This is a genomic window from Zobellella iuensis, from assembly GCF_016746085.1.
Classification (GTDB): domain Bacteria; phylum Pseudomonadota; class Gammaproteobacteria; order Enterobacterales; family Aeromonadaceae; genus Oceanimonas; species Oceanimonas iuensis.
This window is the reverse complement of sequence record NZ_JAERTZ010000013.1, coordinates 1-20460: the sequence shown is the minus strand read 5'-3', so window position 1 is coordinate 20460 and position 20460 is coordinate 1. Positions and strand designations below refer to the sequence as shown.

General features: G+C 63.5%; 17 protein-coding genes and 1 rRNA gene. 7 read left to right on the top strand and 11 right to left on the bottom strand.

Annotation, left to right across the window (positions count from 1 at the left end; translation table 11 throughout):
- Positions 1–267: 267 nt before the first annotated feature.
- Together JKV55_RS05050 and JKV55_RS05045 are read left to right on the top strand one after the other, a co-directional pair.
- Positions 268–663: a PA2779 family protein gene (locus tag JKV55_RS05050; protein WP_202082822.1), complete on the top strand. Its 396-nt coding sequence runs from the start codon at positions 268–270 to the stop codon at positions 661–663.
- Positions 663–1601: a PA2778 family cysteine peptidase gene (locus tag JKV55_RS05045; RefSeq protein ID WP_202082820.1), complete on the top strand. Its 939-nt coding sequence runs from the start codon at positions 663–665 to the stop codon at positions 1599–1601. Before JKV55_RS05050 ends, JKV55_RS05045 begins: the two co-directional genes overlap by 1 nt.
- A 7-nt stretch (positions 1602–1608) precedes the next feature.
- On the opposite strand, the gene JKV55_RS05040 is transcribed toward JKV55_RS05045, so the two are convergent.
- Genes JKV55_RS05040 through JKV55_RS05025 form a run of 4 tightly spaced genes read right to left on the bottom strand, consistent with a single transcriptional unit; the run spans position 1609 to position 4998 of the window.
- A complete protein-coding gene (locus tag JKV55_RS05040) occupies positions 1609–2202 on the bottom strand; it encodes an ABC-type transport auxiliary lipoprotein family protein (RefSeq protein ID WP_202082818.1) in 594 nt (197 codons plus the stop codon).
- Positions 2199–3113 carry an MlaD family protein gene (locus JKV55_RS05035; RefSeq protein WP_202082816.1) on the bottom strand — a complete coding sequence of 305 codons (915 nt, stop codon included), beginning with the start codon at positions 3111–3113 and terminating at the stop codon, positions 2199–2201. The genes JKV55_RS05040 and JKV55_RS05035 overlap by 4 nt, the downstream gene beginning before the upstream one ends.
- A 2-nt stretch (positions 3114–3115) precedes the next feature.
- The gene (locus JKV55_RS05030; RefSeq protein ID WP_202082815.1) at positions 3116–3892 is read right to left on the bottom strand and encodes an ABC transporter ATP-binding protein; all 777 of its coding nucleotides are present in this window, start codon (positions 3890–3892) and stop codon (positions 3116–3118) included.
- On the bottom strand, positions 3889–4998 hold the full coding sequence (locus tag JKV55_RS05025) for an ABC transporter permease (RefSeq protein WP_202082813.1): 1110 nt from the start codon (positions 4996–4998) through the stop codon (positions 3889–3891). Before JKV55_RS05025 ends, JKV55_RS05030 begins: the two co-directional genes overlap by 4 nt.
- 132 nt (positions 4999–5130) lie before the next feature.
- Between JKV55_RS05025 and JKV55_RS05020 the strand changes: the two genes are divergently transcribed.
- The 3 genes from JKV55_RS05020 to JKV55_RS05010 all read left to right on the top strand — a co-directional run bounded on the left by JKV55_RS05020 (position 5131) and on the right by JKV55_RS05010 (position 6634).
- Positions 5131–5697 carry a PhnA domain-containing protein gene (locus JKV55_RS05020; RefSeq protein ID WP_202082811.1) on the top strand — a complete coding sequence of 189 codons (567 nt, stop codon included), beginning with the start codon at positions 5131–5133 and terminating at the stop codon, positions 5695–5697.
- A gap of 20 nt (positions 5698–5717) precedes the next feature.
- Positions 5718–6029, top strand: coding sequence for a YqfO family protein (locus JKV55_RS05015; protein ID WP_202082809.1), 312 nt, complete (start codon positions 5718–5720; stop codon positions 6027–6029).
- A 137-nt stretch (positions 6030–6166) separates the two neighbouring features.
- Positions 6167–6634 carry a methylated-DNA--[protein]-cysteine S-methyltransferase gene (locus JKV55_RS05010; RefSeq protein ID WP_202082807.1) on the top strand — a complete coding sequence of 156 codons (468 nt, stop codon included), beginning with the start codon at positions 6167–6169 and terminating at the stop codon, positions 6632–6634.
- Positions 6635–7176: 542 nt separating this feature from the next.
- On the opposite strand, the gene JKV55_RS05005 is transcribed toward JKV55_RS05010, so the two are convergent.
- Both JKV55_RS05005 and metH read right to left on the bottom strand, forming a co-directional pair.
- Complete coding sequence (locus JKV55_RS05005; RefSeq protein ID WP_202082805.1) at positions 7177–8412, bottom strand: D-alanyl-D-alanine carboxypeptidase; 1236 nt, start codon at positions 8410–8412, stop codon at positions 7177–7179.
- A 213-nt stretch (positions 8413–8625) separates the two neighbouring features.
- The gene (gene metH, locus JKV55_RS05000; protein ID WP_369409620.1) at positions 8626–12306 is read right to left on the bottom strand and encodes a methionine synthase; all 3681 of its coding nucleotides are present in this window, start codon (positions 12304–12306) and stop codon (positions 8626–8628) included.
- A 245-nt stretch (positions 12307–12551) separates the two neighbouring features.
- Here metH and JKV55_RS04995 point away from each other — a divergent pair, with 245 nt between their 5' ends.
- Complete coding sequence (locus tag JKV55_RS04995) at positions 12552–13841, top strand: cation:proton antiporter (protein ID WP_202082803.1); 1290 nt, start codon at positions 12552–12554, stop codon at positions 13839–13841.
- A gap of 21 nt (positions 13842–13862) precedes the next feature.
- Here JKV55_RS04995 and metA read toward each other — a convergent pair whose 3' ends face one another.
- Entirely contained in the window at positions 13863–14816 is a 954-nt protein-coding gene (gene metA / locus JKV55_RS04990) for a homoserine O-acetyltransferase MetA (RefSeq protein WP_202082802.1), read from the bottom strand.
- A gap of 143 nt (positions 14817–14959) precedes the next feature.
- Here metA and JKV55_RS04985 point away from each other — a divergent pair, with 143 nt between their 5' ends.
- Positions 14960–16138, top strand: a complete 1179-nt coding sequence (locus JKV55_RS04985) for a CinA family nicotinamide mononucleotide deamidase-related protein (protein ID WP_202082800.1) — start codon at positions 14960–14962, stop codon at positions 16136–16138.
- Positions 16139–16141: 3 nt separating this feature from the next.
- On the opposite strand, the gene JKV55_RS04980 is transcribed toward JKV55_RS04985, so the two are convergent.
- From JKV55_RS04980 to rrf, 4 genes are all read right to left on the bottom strand, one after another.
- Positions 16142–16846, bottom strand: coding sequence for a phosphatase PAP2 family protein (locus JKV55_RS04980; protein WP_202082798.1), 705 nt, complete (start codon positions 16844–16846; stop codon positions 16142–16144).
- A gap of 100 nt (positions 16847–16946) precedes the next feature.
- Positions 16947–18290 carry an 8-oxoguanine deaminase gene (locus JKV55_RS04975; RefSeq protein WP_202082796.1) on the bottom strand — a complete coding sequence of 448 codons (1344 nt, stop codon included), beginning with the start codon at positions 18288–18290 and terminating at the stop codon, positions 16947–16949.
- A 124-nt stretch (positions 18291–18414) separates the two neighbouring features.
- Complete coding sequence (locus JKV55_RS04970) at positions 18415–19839, bottom strand: uracil-xanthine permease family protein (RefSeq protein ID WP_202082794.1); 1425 nt, start codon at positions 19837–19839, stop codon at positions 18415–18417.
- Between the two features lie 522 nt (positions 19840–20361).
- A 5S ribosomal RNA gene (rrf, locus tag JKV55_RS04965) occupies positions 20362–20460 on the bottom strand; the annotation flags it as partial.

The window sequence follows — 20460 nt, the reverse complement described above, 5'->3', positions numbered from 1 at the left end:
TGTCCATTGTTGTCGCAACAACATCCGTCCCCCAACCATGATGGCAGGCAGCCAAACCGCCGTGCAACCCTGTCTGCAGGCCTCTGGCCGACGGGAGAAACACTGCTCGGATCACTCCGCTCCCCTTGCTTTCCGCATCGTATTCATCAGAATCCGGAGCACCCGCAAGACTATACTACCGATTAAGAGATGGCATGGAACACAGCACCGAGATTGCGGCACTTGCGCCCCACCCGTCTCACACCGCCAACCTCAGGGAGAACAAGAATGTTGCAACCTATCTGCCGAATCATTAACCCCGTACTGATCCTGTCTCTGCTCATGGGCAGCATGCCGCTGACGCTCCAGGCCCAGCCGGTCGCCCTGGTCTCCACCCAGCAGTTGCTGGCCACCGAGCAGGTGAACGCCGATCGCGAGCGCATCCGCGAGCTGCTGGCCCGCACCGAGGTGCGCGACCAGTTGGTCGGGCTGGGCGTCGAACCGGCCGAAGTGGCAGCCCGGGTCGCCGCCCTGTCCGATCAGGAAGTCCGGCAGATGGCGGATCAACTGGACCACCTGCCGGCCGGTGCCAACGCCGCGGTCGGGGCCCTGCTCACCGTCTTCATCATACTGCTGGTCACCGATCTGCTGGGGCTGACCAAGGTCTTCCCCTTCACCCGCTGATGACAGCGCCTCAGAGCCGTTGGCACGCCCGCCTGGCGGGCGTGCTGCTGTTGCTGCTGAGCGGTTGCGCCGGCACCCCGCCGCTGTCCCCCGAGGCGGCCCGGGCCCTGCCGGCCAGCGCCCACGTCGGCGGCGTGCCCTTCCACGGCCAGCGCGACTACCAGTGCGGCCCCGCCTCCCTCGCCATGGTGCTGAACGCCAGCGGCGTGCCGGTCGGGGTCGACGAGCTGATCCCCCAGCTGTTCCTGCCCGGACGCCAGGGCAGCGTGCAACCGGAAATGCTGGCCACGGTGCGGCGCCATGGCCGGATCGGCTACCCCCTGCCGGACGGCTTCGACGGCCTGCTCGGCGAGCTGGCCGCCGGCCACCCGGTGGTGGTGCTGCAGAACCTGTCCCTGCCCGCCTGGCCCCTGTGGCATTACGCCGTGGTCACCGGCTACGACCGGGAGCGGCAACTGCTGATCCACCACAGCGGCGAACAGGCCCGGCAGCCCATCGCCATGGGCCGGTTCGACGCCACCTGGGCCCGCAGCGGCCGCTGGGCCATGGTGGCCCTGCCGCCCGGCACCCTGCCGGCGACCCTGGGGCCGGCCCAGGCGGCGGAGAGCATCGCCGCCTTCGAACCGGTGGCCGGGCCCGAGGCCGCCCTGCCGGCCTGGCAGGCGCTGACGGCCCGCTGGCCCGGCTATGCCCCGGGCTGGTTCGCCCAGGGCAACGCCCAGCATGGCGGCGGGAACAACGATGCCGCCATCGCGGCCTTCCGCCAGGCGACCCGGCAGGATCCGCAACTGGCCGCGGCCTGGCTCAACCTGGGATTACTCCAGGCCGCCCTGGGCCGACCGCGGGACGCCGCCGAGGCCCTGGCCCGGGCCGCCGCGCTGGACGGCCCCTTCCAGGCCCGGGCCCGGCAGGCCCTGGCGGCGCTGCCGCCCGAATAAGGAGCAATCAAGGCGCTACGGCCAGGCTCCAGTCGATCAGCGCCCTCGCCAGCCGGTTCGCCGCCCGGCCCAGGGCCGCCACCGCCTCCGCCTCGGCGGGGCCGGCCATCGGCTCCTCGGCCTCGAACCGCCGGCTGGCGAGGATCTGCCGGCTGCCGGTATCCACCAGCCGGGCGTCGTAGCGGATCACCGCCACCGGGCCGCCCTCCCGCATCTCCACGTTCAGGGCGCGCAGCACCCCGCCCAGCTCCAGCCCGACCTGCAGGCCGTCGCCGTCGCTGCTGAGCCGGCTCACCCGGCCGTCGCGCCAGAAGGCATCCAGCAGCCAGTCCCGCCACAACAGCGGCACCGGCGCGGCCCAGCGGGCCCGGGGATAGGCCTGGTAACTGTGGTCCGCCGCCAGCACCAGCAGGCGATTGCCGCCCAGGGCATCGGTGGCGGCGGGGCGGGCCAGCCGCAGCGCCGTCAGCCGCGGCCCGGCCTCGGTGGCGACCTGCCCGGAGGGGGGCAGCCGGTACAGGGTCAAGGGAGTAGGCTCGGGCAGCACGCTGCAGGCCCCCAGCAGGCCGGACAAGGACAGCAAAAGCAGGGCCCGGATCATGGCTTAAACTCCTTGATGTCGTCGCGGCCAAGCAAATAGCCGGCGGGATCCTGCTCCAGCCGACGGGCGATGTCGCCCAGGATGATCAGGGTAGAGCGCAGCTCCTGGACAGCCGGTCCCAGCTCGGCCAGGCCCTGCAGGCCGCCGTCCAGGGCCGGTCTGTTATCGGCCAGCAGGGCGTCCAGGCCGCGACTCAGCCGCTCCAGGTTGGCCATGGCGGTGGCGGCATTGGCCAGCATCGGCTCGCCGTGGCGGCCGGCCTGGGCATCGAGCCGGGCCAGCAGCCGTTGCAGCTGGTCGCCGGCCCCGGCCAGGCTCTGCAGGCCGGCGGCCAGGCTGTCCTGCTGGGCCGCCAGGGTGCTGGTAGTGGCGTCCAGGTTGGCCAGTACCTGGCCAAGATGGCGGGCGTTGTCTTGCGACAGCATACGGTTGGCGTTGTCCACCAGGGTGGTGATGGCCAGCAGCAGTTCTTCGCTGTTGAGCCGCAGCCGGGCCAGGGGCGAGGGCTCGGCGACGATCACCGGGATCTCGTCGCCCCGGGCCAGCAGCGGGCTTTCCGGCGAGCCCTGGCTCAGCTCTATGTTGGCGGCACCGGTGATATTGGCCAGGGCCAGGCGGGCACGGGTGTCGGTCTTGACCGGGGCGTCAGCGGCGATGCGTACCCGGGCCCAGACCTGGCGGGGATCTTGCGGATCCAGGGTCAGGCTTTCCACCTCCCCCACCCGGATGCCGCTGTACTGCACGGCGCTGCCCACCGACAGGCCGGATACCGGCTCCCGGAACAGGATGTCGTAGCGGCGGGCATCACGCTCGCTGCCGGACTTGGCCAGCCAGAGCGCGAACAGCAGCGCGGCCGCGGCCAGCGCCAGGGTAAAAGCCCCGATCAATACATGATGTGCACGGGTTTCCATGGTCACTCCTTCCGTTGCGCGGCCCGGGCGGCACGACCGCGCGGACCGTGAAAATAATCGCGGATCCAGTCGTCCTCGGTGGCTGCCACCGCGTCCAGCCGATCCGCCACCAGCACCTTCCTGCGGGCCAGCACCGCCACCCGATCGCAGCTGGTGTAGAGGGTGTCGAGATCGTGGGTGACCAGGAACACCGTCAGCCCGAGGGCGTCCCTCAGGGTCAGCAGCAGGCGATCGAAGGCGGCCGCCGCGATCGGGTCCAGGCCGGCGGTGGGCTCGTCCAGAAACAGGATATCCGGATCCAGCGCCAGCGCCCGGGCCAGGGCCGCCCGCTTGACCATGCCGCCGGACAGCTGGGCCGGGTAACGCGCCCCCGTTCCGGCCGGCAGGCCGGCCAGGGCCAGCTTGACCTCGGCCAGATACTGCGCCTCCGGCCGGGGCAGGCCGGCGTGCTCGATCAGCGGCAGGGCGATATTTTCCGTCACCGTCAGGGAGGAGAACAGGGCGCCGTTCTGGAACAGCACCCCCAGGCGCCGCTCCAGCCGTGCCCGCTCCCGCTCCGGCAGGGCCAGCAGATCCTGCCCCAACAGCCGCACCTCGCCCCCGCTGGGCCGGCGCAGGCCGACGATGGAGCGCAGCAGCACCGACTTGCCGGTACCCGAGCCGCCCACCACCCCCAGGATCTCGCCCCGGTAGACGTCCAGATCCAGCCCCTGGTGCACCACCTGGCTGCCGAAGCGGTTGTCCAGGCCGCGGATGCGGATCACCGCCTCCCGGCTCACCAGCCCATCTCCATCAGGAAAAGGGCGGCGATGGCGTCCAGCAGTATCACCACGAAGATGGACTGCACCACGCTGGAGGTGGTGTGTTCGCCCACCGACTGGGCGCTGCCGCCGACCTTGAAGCCCTCCAGGCAGCCGATCAGCGCGATCAGCAGGGCGAACAGGGGCGCCTTGCCCAACCCCACCAGCAGGTGCCGCACCGGCACTTCCTGCACTATGGCCAGGTACTGGGCCAGGGAGATGTCGAGCGCCAGCAACGCCACCGCGGCGCCGCCCGCCATGCCCGACAGCATGGCGATAAAGGTCAGCAGCGGCAGGGTGAGCAGCAACGCCAGCAGCCGCGGCAACACCAGCAGTTCCATCGGGTCCAACCCCTGGGCGCGCAGGGCGTCCAGTTCCTCGTTGACTTTCATGGCGCCGAGCTGAGCGGTGAAGGCGCTGGCGGTACGCCCCGCCAGCAGTATGGCGGTGAGCAGCACCCCGAACTCGCGCAGGAAGGAATAGGCCACCAGATCGACCGTGTAGATGGTGGCGCCGAAGTTGGCCAGCACGGTGGCGCCGAGAAAGGCCACCACGGCCCCCACCAGGAAAGTCAGCAGGGCAACGATGGGCACGGCGTTGAGGCCGCACTGGTGCATCTGGGCCGCCAGGGCGGTCCACCGCCAGCGGCCCGGCCTGGGCAGCAGCACCATCAGGGTGATCAGGGTCAGCCCCATAAAGCCGAGCAGCTGCAGCCACTGCCGCCAGCCGCCGGCCACCAGGCTACCCAGCCGGGCCAGGTCGTCGACCCAGCGACGCACCGGTATCGGTGGCGGCTCCCGCCCCGCCATGGCCTCGGCCACCGCCCGCAGCAGGGCCCGCCGCTCGTCCGACAGTCCGGTAGCAGCAGGGAGCAGTCGGCCGAGTCGCTCCGCCCCCAGCAGCCGCACCAGCAGGGCGGCGCCGGCGGTGTCCAGGGCGGTGAGGCCGGCGGCGTCGAGCTGCACCGGTGTCGTCTCCGCGGTTAACTGCAGCCGGCTCAGCTGCCGGTAGCGGGCCAGGGTCCAGTCCCCGTGCAAACGGACACGGGGTACCGGATCGGCTTCCAGGATCAGGGGGTCTGTCATCTCGTCCGGGCCTGCCCGAAAAATAAACTCATACGAAGCTGCATTGTCTGCCATTCCATGGATAACCACAACCGGAGCCCGGTTTTATGCTAGGATCTGCGCCACTTTTACGTAGCGACAAGAGTCCAAATCATGACCATAGAACAACAACTGCAGGAACGCAGCGGCGGCCGCTGCGAGCTGTGCGGCGCCACCGATGCGCTGAGCCAGAATACCGTAGCCCCCAAGACCGCCGACAGCGCCGATCACTGCGTCCTGCTGTGCGCCCGCTGCCAGGGCGAGCTGGATCATCCCCAGGATCACCACCACTGGCGTTGCCTCAACGACAGCATGTGGAGCCCGGTGCCGGCGGTGCAGGTGCTGGCCTGGCGCACCCTGAAAAAGCTGTCCAGCGAGGGCTGGGCCCGGGACCTGCTGGACATGCTCTACCTGGAGCCGGAAGTGCAGCAGTGGGCCGAGGCCGGCCTGGCCGCGGAGGAAGACGACGGCGAGCCGACCCTCGACAGCAACGGCAGCCGGCTGCAGGCCGGCGATGCGGTCACCCTGATCAAGGATCTGGAGGTCAAGGGCGCGGGCTTCACCGCCAAGCGCGGCACCCTGGTCAAGAACATCAGCCTGACCAATAATCCGGAGCATATCGAAGGCAAGGTCAACGGTGTGCACATCGTGCTGGTGGCCAAATTCCTGAAAAAGGCCTGAGCGGCGACCGGGAGCTAGCCATGTACAAGCTGGTGTTCTTCGTGCCCGAATCCCATCTGGAGCCGGTCAAGGCGGCGGTGTTCGCCACCGGCGCCGGCCGGATCGGCGACTACACGGAGTGCTGCTTCGAAACCCGGGGGCAGGGCCAGTTCCGTCCCCTGGCCGGGGCCAACCCCTTTCTCGGCCAGCCCGGCGAGCTGGAGCGGGTGGCCGAGGTCAGGGTCGAGCTGGTGTGCGAAGACCGGCTGATCCGGGACGCCATCGCCGCCTTGCGCACCGCCCATCCCTACGAAGAGCCCGCCTTCGACGCCTGGCCGCTGGCCGAACTCTGATCCGGCAGCGGCAGCCGCCGGGGTAGCGTCACCACGGCCCCCTGGGCGACACCATCGCCCGCCGCCTGGCCCGATAACTGCCACCCGGAGCGCAATGGGGATACAATCAGGGTATCCCCACGCCAGCCGGAGTCCTTATGCACTGCACCCTGCCAAGCCCCCTGGGCACCCTTTATATCGCCGCCAGCGACGACGCCATCCTCGAGGTCGACTTCCGGGACGATGTCATGCCCCTGAGCCCGCCGGCCAGCTCCCTGCTGCAGGCCGCCTGCGACCAGCTGAGCGCCTATTTCGACGGCCGCCTGCGCCGCTTCGAGCTGCCCCTGGCGCCGCAAGGCACCCCCTTCCAGCACGGGGTCTGGCAGGCCCTGCAGACCATTCCCCATGGCGAACACCGCAGCTACAAAGACATCGCCGAGAGCATCGGCAACCCCAGGGCGGTGCGGGCCGTGGGCCTGGCCAACGGCCGCAACCCCATCTCCATCATCATTCCCTGCCACCGGGTGATCGGCGCCGGCGGCAAGCTGGTCGGCTACGGTGGAGGCCTGGAACGCAAGGCTTGGCTGTTGCAGCACGAAGCCGGCCAGAAGGAATCAGGGAGATAAGCCCACTATCTTGTAAGAGATCTCTCAAGCTAGCGACAGAGAAAACGTTTTCCGTGCGCGGACTTTACCAATGACATCAATTTTATTCATTAAAATCAAAGAATTGAAATAATACCCCGAATAACCTCCAGCGGCGGCCGATTTATCCGGCTTGAGCCGGACGGTACTTGGGCTATTATCTCTCCCGCAAGGAGCAAGGAAGCCGGTCAGGATGACGGGCTGCCAGGAAAGGCAAAGGGAACCCAGCAGGATGCGGTAACGGACACCTCCCCGGATGGAGACGGTCATGCGCGTCAGGATGACACGCGGTCAGGATGACCAGATGGACACACCGACGGATCGGGAAGAGGATGACCTTAAGGATCAAGGTGAAGTCAGGGATTGCAGGGAGCAATTTGGTTTAGGGACAGAACCGCTAAGACGACCCAAAAAGGGGGTGACATGATGTCACCCCCTTTTTCTTTGTTTGCCGCTCAAGGGGCAGCACCCTGACTTTGCCCCGGCCATCCCTGCCGCCCGCTTCCGGGCGGCAGGCCCTCTGTTCAGCTGCCGGTCAGCTTGACCACCAGGCAGTCCATGCCCTGGCGGGACAGGCGCTGGCAGGCGCTTTTGGCCTGATTTTCCTGCAGTCCCACCAGCCGGGCGCGGAACAGTTTGCGATTACTGATTTCCACCTCGCTCACCGCTATCTGGGCCAGATCGATGTCATCCAGCCGCTGGGCCGCATCGGAAGCCCTGTCCCTCGCCTGCTCCGGCACCCGGAAAGAGCCAATCTGTACCGCCCAACCGAGCTCATCGGTGATCATGGTCTGCTCGACCGGGAAGGTCTGGGAGGTGCGTTGCAGCACCGCCGGCGCCCGGGTCACCGGCTGCTCCTGTCGCACCACCTGGCGCACCGTGTCGGTACTGACCACCAGATTGGCGGCCGGCTTGGCCGCCGCGGGCGATACCTTGGCGAGTTGGGTCGCCCGCTCGAAACCGCGATCCAGCAGGGACGCCATATGGGCATCTCTGGACTGGGCGGTCTGCCCGCCCATGACCACGCCGATCAGCCGCCGCTCGCCCTTGACGGCGGAGGTGGCCACATTGAAGCCGGAGGCGCGGATAAAGCCGGTCTTCATGCCGTCGACCCCCGGATAGTTGCGCACCATGCGGTTGTGGCTGTTGTAGGTCCGCCCCTTATAGGTGAAGGACTGGGTAGCGAAATAATGGTAATACTGGGGATAATCCTTCATCAACCGCACCGACAGTATCGCCAGATCCCGGGCGGTACTGGTCTGGGCGGCATCGGGCAGGCCGGAGGCATTACGGAAGGTGGTGGAGGTCATCTTCATCGCCTTCGCCTTTTCCGTCATCATGCGGCCAAAGCCGCTCTCGGTGCCGCCCAGGGCTTCGGCCACCACCGCCGCCACGTCGTTGGCGGAGCGGACGATCAACGCCGGAATGGCATCCCGCACTTTAAGCCGATCTCCCGCCTTCAATGAAATGTTGGTTTGCGGCATGGCGGCGGCATGGGCCGACACCGGCATGGCGGTGTCCAGAGTCATCAGGCCCTTGTCCATCGCCTCGAACAGCATATAGAGCGTCATCATCTTGGTGAGCGAGGCGGGATAACGGGAAGCGTCGGCATTGGAGGCATGCAGCACCTCGCCGCTGTCCGCGTCCAGCACGATAGAGGCGTAACGCGGATTGGCCTGCACCTGGTTGAACAGGGAGTACATCAGCAAAACAGCCAGGAATAAAAATCCCGTTTTTCCGGCGTTTTTTACAGCAAACATGGAAGGCTCCTCCCAGAGATTAAACAAAGCCGGCAGAAGCTACGTTATCGCCCGAATTCTGTCCAGCCTTTCCCGCGACCGCCCATCCGAAAGCACCTTCACCGTACTTGCGGCGGCCTCATTATTACAAGCATACACGCCGGCATCCCCCTCGGGGAGTCGGCTCGGTACAATATTTAGCAGCAAGGCGCCACCCCGGCGCCTTCCCAATCCTTACTCGCTCAGGTTGGGCGCCAGCCACTTTTCCGCATCCTTCCGGCTCATGCCCTTGCGGGCGGCATAATCCAGCAGTTGATCTTCCTGGATCTGGGCCACCGCGAAGTAACGGGTATCGGGGTAGGAGAAGTACCAGCCGGACACCGCCGCCCCCGGCCACATGGCGAAGGACTCGGTCAGCTTCATGCCGATGCGCGATTCCACGTCCAGCAGCTGCCACAGGGTCCCCTTCTCGGTGTGTTCCGGGCAGGCCGGGTAGCCAGGAGCCGGACGGATACCTCGATACTTTTCGCGGATCAGCTCGTCGTTGCTGAGCGCCTCGTCCGGGGCATAGCCCCAGTATTCCCGCCGCACCAGCAGATGCATGTATTCGGCGAAAGCCTCCGCCAGCCGGTCGGCCACGGCGCTGGCCATGATGGCGTTGTAGTCGTCATGGGCCTCCTTGTAACGACGGATGATATCATCCTCGCCGATGCCGCCGGTCACCGCGAAGGCACCGATATAGTCGGGCCTCGCGCCCTTGGGCGCCACGAAATCGGCCAGGCAATAGTTGGGGAAGCCGTCCTTCTTCTCGGTCTGCTGGCGCAGGAAGCGCAGGGTATGCAGCACCCGGCTGCGGGACTCGTCGCTATAGACTTCCACGTCGTCGTCCACGCTGTTGGCCGGGAACAATCCCATGACGCCGGAGCAGCGCAGCTCGCCGTCGGCCGCCAACTGGTCGAGCAGGGCATTGGCGTCGGCAAACAGCCGCTTGGCCTCTTCACCCACGATCTCGTCCTCCAGGATACGGGGGTACTTGCCCGCCAGTGACCAGGTAAGGAAAAACGGCGTCCAGTCGATATATTCGCGCAACACCGAAATCGGCACATCGTGGAATTCGTGAATGCCCGGCTTGGCCGGCACCGGCGGGGTATAGGCCTGCCAGTCGATGAGCATCCGGTTGGCCCGGGCCTCGGCCAGGGGCACCGGCCGGGTACGGGGACGCTTGCGGGCATGCTGATCCCGCACCACCTCGTACTCCTTGTTCAGCCGCGCCACGAAGGCCGGCTTGTTTTCCGCGCTCAACAGGGTCTGTACCACCCCCACGGCGCGGGAGGCGTTGGCCACATAGACCACCGGCTCGTCGTAATTCTGCTCTATCTTGACCGCGGTATGGGCCTTGGAGGTGGTGGCCCCGCCGATCAGCAGCGGGATCTTGAAGCCCTGGCGCTGCATTTCCTTGGCCACGTGCACCATTTCATCCAGCGACGGGGTGATCAGCCCGGACAAGCCTATCATATCGGCATTGGTTTCCCGGGCGGTTTTCAGTATCGTCTCGCAAGAGACCATGACGCCCAGGTCCACCACCTCGAAGTTGTTGCACTGCAGTACCACCCCGACGATATTCTTGCCGATATCGTGTACATCGCCCTTGACCGTGGCCATCACCACCTTGCCGTTGGTCTGACCCGCTTCCTTGCCCGCTTCGATGAAGGGGTTGAGGTAGGCCACCGCCCGTTTCATCACCCGCGCCGACTTGACCACCTGGGGCAGGAACATCTTGCCTTCGCCAAACAGGTCACCGACCACGTTCATGCCGTCCATCAGCGGGCCTTCGATCACCTCCAGCGGCCTGGCCGCCTGGGCTCTCGCTTCCTCGGTATCGTCTTCGATAAAATCGGTCAGCCCCTTCACCAGGGCGTGTTCCAGCCGTTTGTTCACCGGCCAGCTGCGCCATTCCAGATCCCGAGCGTCCGTCTGCTGGCCGCCGCTGCCGCGGTAGCGCTCGGCGATCTCCAGCAGGGCTTCGGTGGCATTATCGTTCAGGTTGAGCACCACCGCCTCGACCTTTTCCTTCAGCTCGGGCTCGATGTCCTCGTAGATCGCCAGTTGGCCGGCGTTGACGATGCCCATGTCCATGCCGTTCTTGATGGCGTGATAGAGGAACACCGCGTGAATGGCCTCGCGCACCGCGTCGTTCCCCCGGAACGAAAACGACACGTTGGACACACCGCCGGAGATCATCGCGTGGGGCAGGTGGTCCTTGATGTCCTTCACCGCCTCGATAAAGTCCACCGCGTAGTTGTTGTGCTCATCGATACCGGTCGCCACCGCGAAGATGTTGGGGTCGAAGATGATGTCTTCCGGCGGGAAACCGACCTGGTCCACCAGCACCCGGTAGGCACGCTGGCAGATCTCGAACTTGCGCGCCCGGGTATCGGCCTGGCCCACCTCGTCGAAGGCCATCACGATCACGGCGGCGCCGTAGCGGCGCACCAGCCGGGCCTGCTCGATAAACTTCTCTTCCCCTTCCTTCATGGAGATGGAGTTGACGATACCCTTGCCCTGAATGCACTTGAGGCCGGCCTCGATCACTTCCCACTTGGAGGAGTCGATCATGATCGGCACCCGGGCGATGTCCGGTTCGCCGGCGATCAGGTTGAGGAAGCGGGTCATGCAGGCCTCGGCGTCGAGCATGCCCTCGTCCATGTTGATATCAATCACCTGAGCGCCGTTTTCCACCTGCTGCAGCGCCACTTCCAGCGCCTTGTCGTACTGCTCTTCCTTGATCAGCCGCTTGAACATGGCGGAGCCGGTGACGTTGGTGCGCTCGCCGACGTTGACGAACATGCTCTCGGGGGTGATCAGCACCGGCTCCAGGCCGGCCAGCCGGCAGGCCACCGGCAGTTCGGGCAGCACCCGCGGCTTGATGCCGGCCACCGCCTCGGCCATGGCGCGGATATGCTCCGGAGTGGAGCCGCAACAGCCACCGACCAGGTTGAGAAAGCCGCTCTCGGCCCACTCGCGGATATGGTCGGCCATCTCCCTGGCGTCCAGATCGTACTCCCCGAAGGCGTTGGGCAAACCGGCATTGGGGTGGGCCGACACATGGGTTTCGCTGATCCGGGACAACTCGGCCACGTACTGGCGCAGCTCATCCGGGCCCAGGGCACAGTTGAGGCCGAAAGAAATGGGTTTGGCATGGCGCAGGGAATGATAGAAGGCTTCCGTGGTCTGGCCCGACAGGGTCCGGCCGGACGCATCGGTAATGGTACCGGAGATCATCACCGGCAGGCGCAGATCCAGCTTGTCGAACAGGGTTTCGAGGGCAAACACCGCCGCCTTGGCATTGAGGGTATCGAAAATGGTTTCGATCATCAGCAGGTCGGCGCCCCCCTCGATCAACGCCTGGGCGGCCTCGGTATAGGCTTCGACCAACTGATCGAAGGTAACGTTGCGCTTGCCGGCGTCGTTCACGTCCGGCGAGATGGAGGCGGTTCTGTTGGTCGGGCCCAGCACCCCGGCCACGAAGCGCGGTTTGTGGGGTTCCCTGGCCGTCCACTCATCGGCCACCCGGCGTGCCAGCCGGGCCGCTTCCAGGTTGATTTCCGCCGCCAGGGACTCCATCTGGTAGTCGGCCATGGCGATGGTGGTGGCGTTGAAAGTATTGGTCTCGATGATGTCGGCACCGGCAGCGAAATAATCGCTGTGGATCCTGGCAATGATTTCGGGCTGGGTCAGCACCAGCAAATCGTTGTTGCCCTTGAGATCCGACGGCCAGTCGGCGAAGCGCTCCCCCCGGTAGGCGTCTTCATCCAGTCGGTAGGATTGGATCATGGTGCCCATGCCGCCGTCGATGATCAGAATACGTTCGGCGAGTGCCTGTTCAAGCTGGGAAAAGACCGGGGATATAGACACTATTGACTCCTGTTACGACTGATTCCTGCAAGCGGCATCCATGCTACCACAAAACGGCTCATTAGAAATCCAGCCATCTACAAGGCCGATCGGTAAGGACCCGTCAAAACTTCCTGAAAAGAGGTTATTCAACCACAGTTTTCACTAGGGAAAATGGCCGCGGTTAGGCAAACTATGCCCAACCGGCGAAGACCGGCCAACCTACTCCAGCTTGCAAAAATACAATAACTGTCGGAAGTGCCTTTATGAGCGTCTATTACACTCTGTGTTTTTTGGCGGCCATGGCGATCACCATTGCCTTCGTCAACCAATACATCATGAAAATCCAGACCACCATCGCCATTACCTCCGGGGCCCTGGCCATCTCCATCTTGATGCTGATCCTGGGCAAGACCACCTGGCCGGAATTGCAGCAACACGCGGTGGAAGTGATCAAAACCGTGGATTTCGGCGAGTTCCTGCTGCAGGGCATATTGGGTTTTCTGCTGTTTGCCGGCGGCCTGGGGATCAACTTGCCCGCGCTGAAAAAACAGAAGTGGGAAATCACCATCCTGGCCACCCTAGGAACGGCGTTGTCCACCGTGATCATCGGCTCCGGCCTGTGGCTGCTGTCCTATGTGGTCGCCATCCCCCTGCCTTTCGTGTACTGCCTGCTGTTTGGCGCCCTGATTTCTCCCACCGATCCCATCGCGGTACTGGCCATCGTCAAGAAGCTGGGCGCCCCGGAGCAGATCGCCATTCAGGTGGAAGGTGAAACCCTGTTCAACGATGGTATCGGCCTGGTGGTCTTCCTGACCATCTTCGCGGTGGCCTTCAGCGGCAATGAGACCACCTTCGGTTCGGTCATGACCCTGTTTGCCCACGAGGCCATCGGCGGCATCATCTTCGGCGCCCTGCTGGGGCTGATGTCCCATGTGATGATCAGCGCCACCGACGACGGCTCCATGGAGCTGCTGATGACCCTCTGTATTCCCACCGCCGGTTTTGCCATGGCCAATGTGCTGGGGGTATCCGGTGCCCTGGCCATGGTGGTGGCCGGCATCATGATCGGTAACTGGACCCGCCACACCGGTTTTTCCGAGCAGAGCAAACACTTCCTCGATCACTTCTGGCACCTGCTGGATGAATTCCTCAACGCCCTGGTATTCCTGCTGATCGGCCTGGCCATGCTGCTGGTCGGCTTCCACTGGCAAGCCTGGCTGCTGATGCTGCTCAGCATCCCGCTGGTCATTGCCGGACGCTTTATCAGCGTATCGGCCCCCTACATGGTGTTCCGTTGTTTCAGATCCTATAACAAGTATTCGGTACGCATCCTCACCTGGGGTGGGCTGCGCGGCGGCCTGTCGCTGGCCATGGCCTTGTCCATTCCCGCCGGGGTCAAGCTGGGCAGCAGCGGCCAGGTGGAGTTGCGGGATCTGATCCTGATGATGACCTACGCCAGCGTGATTTTCTCCATACTGGTGCAGGGCATGACCATCACCTCGCTGATCAAAAGGGCCAACGAAGCGGAGAAGGCGGGTTTCCCCATAGAGTAGAAAGCAAGGGGCCACAGCCCCTTATTCTTCCCAGTCCCTGGTCAGGGTATCGCCGGCCGCGCTGAGGGTACGCAGGTCGTAGGGGGTCAGCTGATAGACGTGATAGTTCAGCCAGTTCGAGAACAGCAGGTGGCCGTGGCTACGCCAGCTTGCCCGAGGGGCCTGATCCGGGTTATTGCCGGGATAATAGTTTTCCGGCATCCGCGGCTCCATCCCGGCGGCCAGATCCCGCATGTATTCCTGGTGCAGGGTATCCGCGTCGTATTCCGGGTGGCCGGTCACGAATACTTGCCGTCGATCCGGGCTGACCGCCAGATAGACCCCGACCTGCTCCGAGCCGGCCAGGATCTTCAAATCCGTGTGTTGCCGAACCAGCTCCAGAGGGAAATCGGCATAACGGGAATGGGGCGCCAGAAAGACGTCATCGAATCCCCTCACCAGGGGCTCGAACTGGGCCAGGTTCTGGTGCTCATAGACGCCGGACAACTTTTCCAGACGGGTCTGTTTATCCAGCCCGTACAGGATTTTCAGCCCGGCCTGGGCCGCCCAGCACAGGAACAGGGTGGAGGTGACGTGGCTCTTGGCCCACTCGACCACCTGCTCTATCTTGTCCCAATAGACCACATCGCAAAAATCGGTCAGGCCCAGGGGGGCCCCGGTAATGATGAGGCCGTCGTAAAACTCGTCCTTCACCTGCTCGAAATCGTAGTAAAAATGCTCCAGATGAGACTGCGGAGTATTCTTGGAGGGCCTGTCGTCGATACGCAGCAGGTCCACCCCTATCTGCAGCGGCGAGTTGGACAGCATCCGCAGCAGCTGGTTTTCGGTTTCAATTTTCTTCGGCATCAGGTTGAGCAGCAGCACCCGCATCGGGCGGATATCCTGGTTGACCGCCCGGGTTTCCGTCATCACAAAGATATTTTCCTGAGACAGGACATCGGCCGCAGGCAGGCGATCCGGAATTCTGATGGGCATGTGCTTACTCCATGAGCAGTATCAGTAAGAAAGTCTAGACATCTAGAAATCTACAACAAAGCGGCGGTGCTTGTCATCCCCGGCGTGGGCCGGGGGCGGAAGTTACGTTAGAATCCCGGTAATACATCTCGAGGAAGAACGATATGGAACCTGTGATTGAGCTGGTAAGTACCGGTGATGAAGTGCTGACCGGACTGATTGTGGATACCAATGCGGCCTGGCTGTCCCAGCGCCTGCTGGAGCAGGGCTGGCAGGTACGCCGCCGTTTCACCCTCGGCGACGACAAGGCGGATCTGGTCGAGTTGTTTGAACAGCGCAGCCATCATGCGGACCTGGTGATCGTCAACGGCGGTCTGGGGCCGACCTCGGACGACATCAGCGCCGAGGCCATGGCCGCCGCCGCCGGCGTCCCCCTGGAGCTGAACGAACACTGGCTGGCGGTGATGGCGCAGAAGTACGCCAGCCGCAACAGAACCATGCCCCAGAGCAATATCAAGCAGGCCATGCTGCCCCAGGGGGCCGAGCTGGTGGACAATCCGGTCGGCACCGCCTGCGGCTTCGCCGTCAAGCTCAACAGGGCCACCTTTATCTTTACCCCGGGCGTTCCTTCCGAGCTGAAGAAAATGGTAGAGGATGAAATACTGCCGCGGCTGCGCCACCGTTTTGGCCAGAAAGGCAGCAGCCAGGTGCGCCGCTTCTTCCTGTTCGGGCTGTCGGAGTCGGGCTTGAGCGACCGGCTCGACCACAAGCCCTGGCCGTCCGGCATCACCCTGGGCTACCGGGCCAGCCTGCCGACCATAGAGCTCAAGCTGATTATCGAGCGGGATGACTCGGCCGCCATCGCTGCGGCAGAGGCCCAGCTACTGGAGGAAGTGGGCGCTCATCTGGTAGCCCGGGATGAATTGAACTTCACCGCCAGCCTGGGTCCCCTGCTGCACCAGCAGCCGCTGACCCTGTTCGAGGAGGCCAGCGGCGGCCGACTGACGGATACCATCAGCACCATCACTACCGAGTTCGAGGGCCATTACCTGAGCGGCCTGCCGGACAGCGCCGAGGATCTGGGTCTCTGGCTGCAGCGCAGCGCCCGCCCCTTGGCGCTGGCCGTGGGCGCAGAAGGTCCCGGCGGGGTGCCGGTGGCCCTGCTTAGCGAGCGGGACTGCCAGGCGCAGACCCTGAAGCTGCACTTCCGCGATCCCCTGTCCCGCCGTCGCCTGCTGGCATTCGTGGCCCTGGACATGCTGCGCCGCCACCTGCAGGGCCAGGAGGTGATGATCGACTACGATATCCTGCCCTGCAGCGAGCGGGTCACTCTGACCAGCTGAGTTCTAGCCAATCAGGCGCAGGCGCCGCAGCAGCCCCTCGACCAGGCCGGTGGCCAGATTGATCACCCTGTTGGCCAGGGGGGTATGAAACAGCCAGGCGCCGGTGATCAGGGCCAGGGGCACCGAGCCGCAGAGGAAGTCGGTCAGCCAGTGGGCGCCCGACATGACCCTGGGCATGGCCAGGGCCAGCACCAGGGGCACCACCACATAAAGGTAGCGGCGCGGGAACTGGTAGACGGCGAACAGCAGGAAGGTGGCGAAGCCGATACCGTGATCGCTGGGGAAGGAGTCACCGGAGGCGTCCTTGGCCTTGATATGGGGCACCAGTTGGCTGACCCGCTCCGCCTGCTCGTACACCAGGGTCGGGCTGGGCCGCTCTATAGGCAGGGCCTTGCCCACCGCCGCCTGGATGGAAAAACAGCCGGCCATGATCAGCAGCAGACAGCAGATCCTGGCCCGCTCCCGTCCGGATACCCTCCAGGCATGGTGGAACACGAACAGGGCCATCAACAGGGCCACGGCGCCGTCAATCCAGCGCTGGTTGACGAAAGCCACGAACTCCGCCCAGCCGGGCACCGTCACCAACCAGCCGTTGAACAACCAGAACAGCCCTTCATCCAGCCCCTGCCAGTAGCCGAGAAACCAGGAAAAAAACAACAACAACGCCAGGGCATGCAGCGCTGCCCAGCCTTTGAGATCCCATTGCATGGTGATATCGCCCTCCATTAAATGGGGCCGTTTATACCAGATAAGGAAGAGAATTTCAGGTCGGATCACAAGAAAGGGGCACCGGTGGCGCCCCTCGTGTTCAACGCAGCTGCGCCGAGAGTTCCCGTTGTCGCGCCTTGAGCGCCTCGATATCGAGGCCACATACGACGCCATCGCTCACCCGCCAGCGGCCCGCCACCATGACCCTGTCCGCCCGCCGAGCACCGCAAAGCACCAGGGCCGCCAGGGGATCGCCGGCACCGGCGAACTGGATGTCATCCAGGGTGAACAGGGCCAGATCCGCCTGCTTGCCGACGGCGATCTCACCGATGTCATGCCGTCCCAGGCAGGCCGCCGAACCGCGGGTCGCCCAGTCCAGCACCTTCTGATGGGTGATGCGCTTGGCACCATAACGCAGCCGCTGCAGCAACAGCGCCTGGCGTACTTCCATGATCATATTGGAGCCGTCGTTGGAAGCGGAGCCGTCAACGCCAATGCCGACGGGACAACCGGCCGCCTCCAACTCCAGAGTAGGACAGATACCCGAAGCCAGCAGCATATTGGAGGAAGGGCAATGGGCGATGCCCACGCCCGCCCGACCCAGGCGGAGGATCTCCTCCTCATTGAAGTGAATACCGTGAGCCAGCCACACCCGGCCGCTGAGCCAGCCCACCGACTCCAGGTAGTCCACCGGCCGCATCCCGAACATCTTCAGGCAGAATTCGGTCTCGTCGTGGGTTTCCGCCAGGTGGGTATGCAGCTGTACATCATGCTGCTCCGCCAGCACGGCGGAGGCTTTCATCAGCTCGGTGCTGACCGAAAACGGCGAACAGGGCGCCAGGGCCACCCGGCTCATGGCGCCGTCGGCCGGATCGTGATAACGCCGGATCAGGCGCTCGCTGTCGGCCAGAATGGTCTCTGCCGACTGCACCGTCGACTGGGGCGGCAGGCCGCCCTGATCCTTGCCCAGGCTCATCGAGCCCCGGGTCAGCTGCACCCGAACGCCCAGCCGCCGGGCTTGCTCCAGCTGCAGATCGATGGCCTCTTCCAACCCTTGGGGGAAAAGATAATGATGATCGCTGGCGGTGGTGCAGCCCGACAGCAGCAGCTCGGCCAGGGCTATCTGGGTGGAGACTTCCACCATCTCCGGCTGCAACCGGGCCCAGACCGGGTACAAGGAGGTCAACCAGGAGAACAGCTCCTTGTTGAGCGCCACCGGATGGGCTCGGGTCAGGGTCTGGTAGAAGTGATGGTGGGCATTGATCAAACCGGGCAGCAGCACATGCCGGCCCGCATCAAAAACCTCATCCACCGGCCTCGAGGGTAGCTGGCCCGGGGCCAGCAGTTCGACAATGTTGCTTCCTTCCACCACCAGGCCGCCGGCACAGGCAGGATCGAGGGTGGCGAGGGGTTGTTTTATCCAGAGTGTTTTGGGGTTTTGCATCAGACTTTCGACTCCGTTAGCAAATGAAAGTTGGCATCCCCCGGATGTAGAAACCCCTGACGTACAATCCGGGAAGGTACGCCAGGGGATTGCGCCCGTTCAGGCGACAATACGACAGTGAGACTTAGCTGACCTCACCTAACTTTTTTTTGGCCGCATCCGCCTGTTCCGCTTCTGCAATCGAGTCTTCTTCGGCTCCTTTCTGTTCAGGCAATATCAGACTCAACAGGATGGCGGTGATGGCGCCCATGGCAACCGGCGAACTCAGGATATTAGAGACCGTCTTCGGCAGCTCCTGCAGCACATCCGGCACAGTAGACACACCGATCCCCATACCGACCGAGATGGCGATGATCATCATGTTGCGACGGTCCAGGTTGGCCTGGGAGAGTACCCGGATCCCGGCCACGGCCACGGTGCCGAACATGATCAGGGTGGCCCCGCCCAGCACCGGTTTGGGCATCTGCTGCAGCACACCGCCGATGATGGGGAAGAGACCCATGATAAAGAGGATGGCGGCGATGTAGATACCCACGAAGCGGCTGGCCACCCCGGTCAGGGCAATAACGCCGTTGTTCTGGCTGAAGGTGGTTGACGGCATGCTGTTGAAGACGGCGGCAATCATGGAGTTGACACCATCGCCCAGCACACCGCCACGGATACGGTTGATGTAGACGGGTCCCTTGACCGGCTCCCGGGAAATAGTGGAGTTGGCGGTCAGGTCACCGGTGGTTTCCATAGCACTGACACAGAACAGGATCGCCAGGGGAATAAAGGCGGCCAGATCGAACTGGAAGCCGAACTTGAAGGGAACCGGTACCGAAATGACCGGCAGGCTGCTCAGGTGGGAGAAATCCAGACGTCCCATAAAGAAGGCGGCAACCATACCCAGAACAAGGCCAATCACCACGGCGGCCAGGCGGACCATGGGATTCTTGGAGCGGTTCAGCAATATCACCGTCACCAGTACTATGCCGGCCAGCATCAGGTTATCCAGGGCACCGAAGTTTTGGGCGCCGAAGCCGCCACCGATATCGGTCATGGCCACCTTGATCAGGGGAATACCGATCAGAATGATGATGGTACCTGTCACCACAGGAGTGATCACCTTCTGCAGCTTGTGGACAAAGCGGCTCAGGAAAATTTCGATAAAGGCGGCGCAGAAACTGACCCCGAAAATGGTCGCCAGAATATCTTCCGGTGATCCGCCGCGACTCTTGACGATCATACCAGCCGACAGCACGGCGGTGAGAAAAGCGAAGCTGGTACCCTGCAGGCACAACATGCCGGCACCGACGGGGCCGATACGCCGGCACTGGATAAAGGTACCCACACCGGACACCATCAGCGCCATACTGATGAGGTAGGGAACATGCTCACCCAAGCCGAGCACGCCGCCCACAATAAGGGTCGGGGTAATGACGCCTACCAGACTGGCCAGCACATGCTGCAAGGCGGCGAAAGAAGAAGGCCAGAAGCCCGGTTTATCGTGCAGCGAATAAAGCAGGTCGTGGTTCTTGCTTTGTTCTGTTTTTACATCCTGGGTCATAACAGATCCCTTTGTTAATCGTTGCCAATGTGCAGACATGAACAGACTGCTGTTTTTTTATTGGCCAACATCCTGTAAAGACGGTTGGCACTACCCTCCATACTCCACTGCAAAGCCTGGGCTAAGTGAGGAGCTGAAGAGATAATACCGTAAAAAAAACATAAGTGTTATACCTGTGTGATAACTTTGTACACAAAAATTAAGTATATGTAACCACCATAGCATTCACAAAAACAGCTAACGAACACCGGTATCGCAGCCTATGTCGCGACATCAATAAAACATAGCACACCAACATTGTGTACATTAATGAAATGGATATTTACGGAGGGAACGGCGGTCAAGTCCCGGATGGGACAGGATAAAGATCGAGGGATAAGGCAGAGCAAGGGCAGAATCAAGCTGCCTGGCACAAAGCAGGGCCTGATCTGATGCCGAAGCAGGTGACGAAAAAGCTAAGAGAATCATGAAACGGAAAAAGCAAAAACCCCGATACACAGGTATCGGGGTTTTTAATTGGGTGCCTGGCAGTGACCTACTTTCACATGGCAGCTGCCACACTATCATCGGCGCGGGTGCGTTTCACTTCTGAGTTCGGCATGGGGTCAGGTGGGACCACAA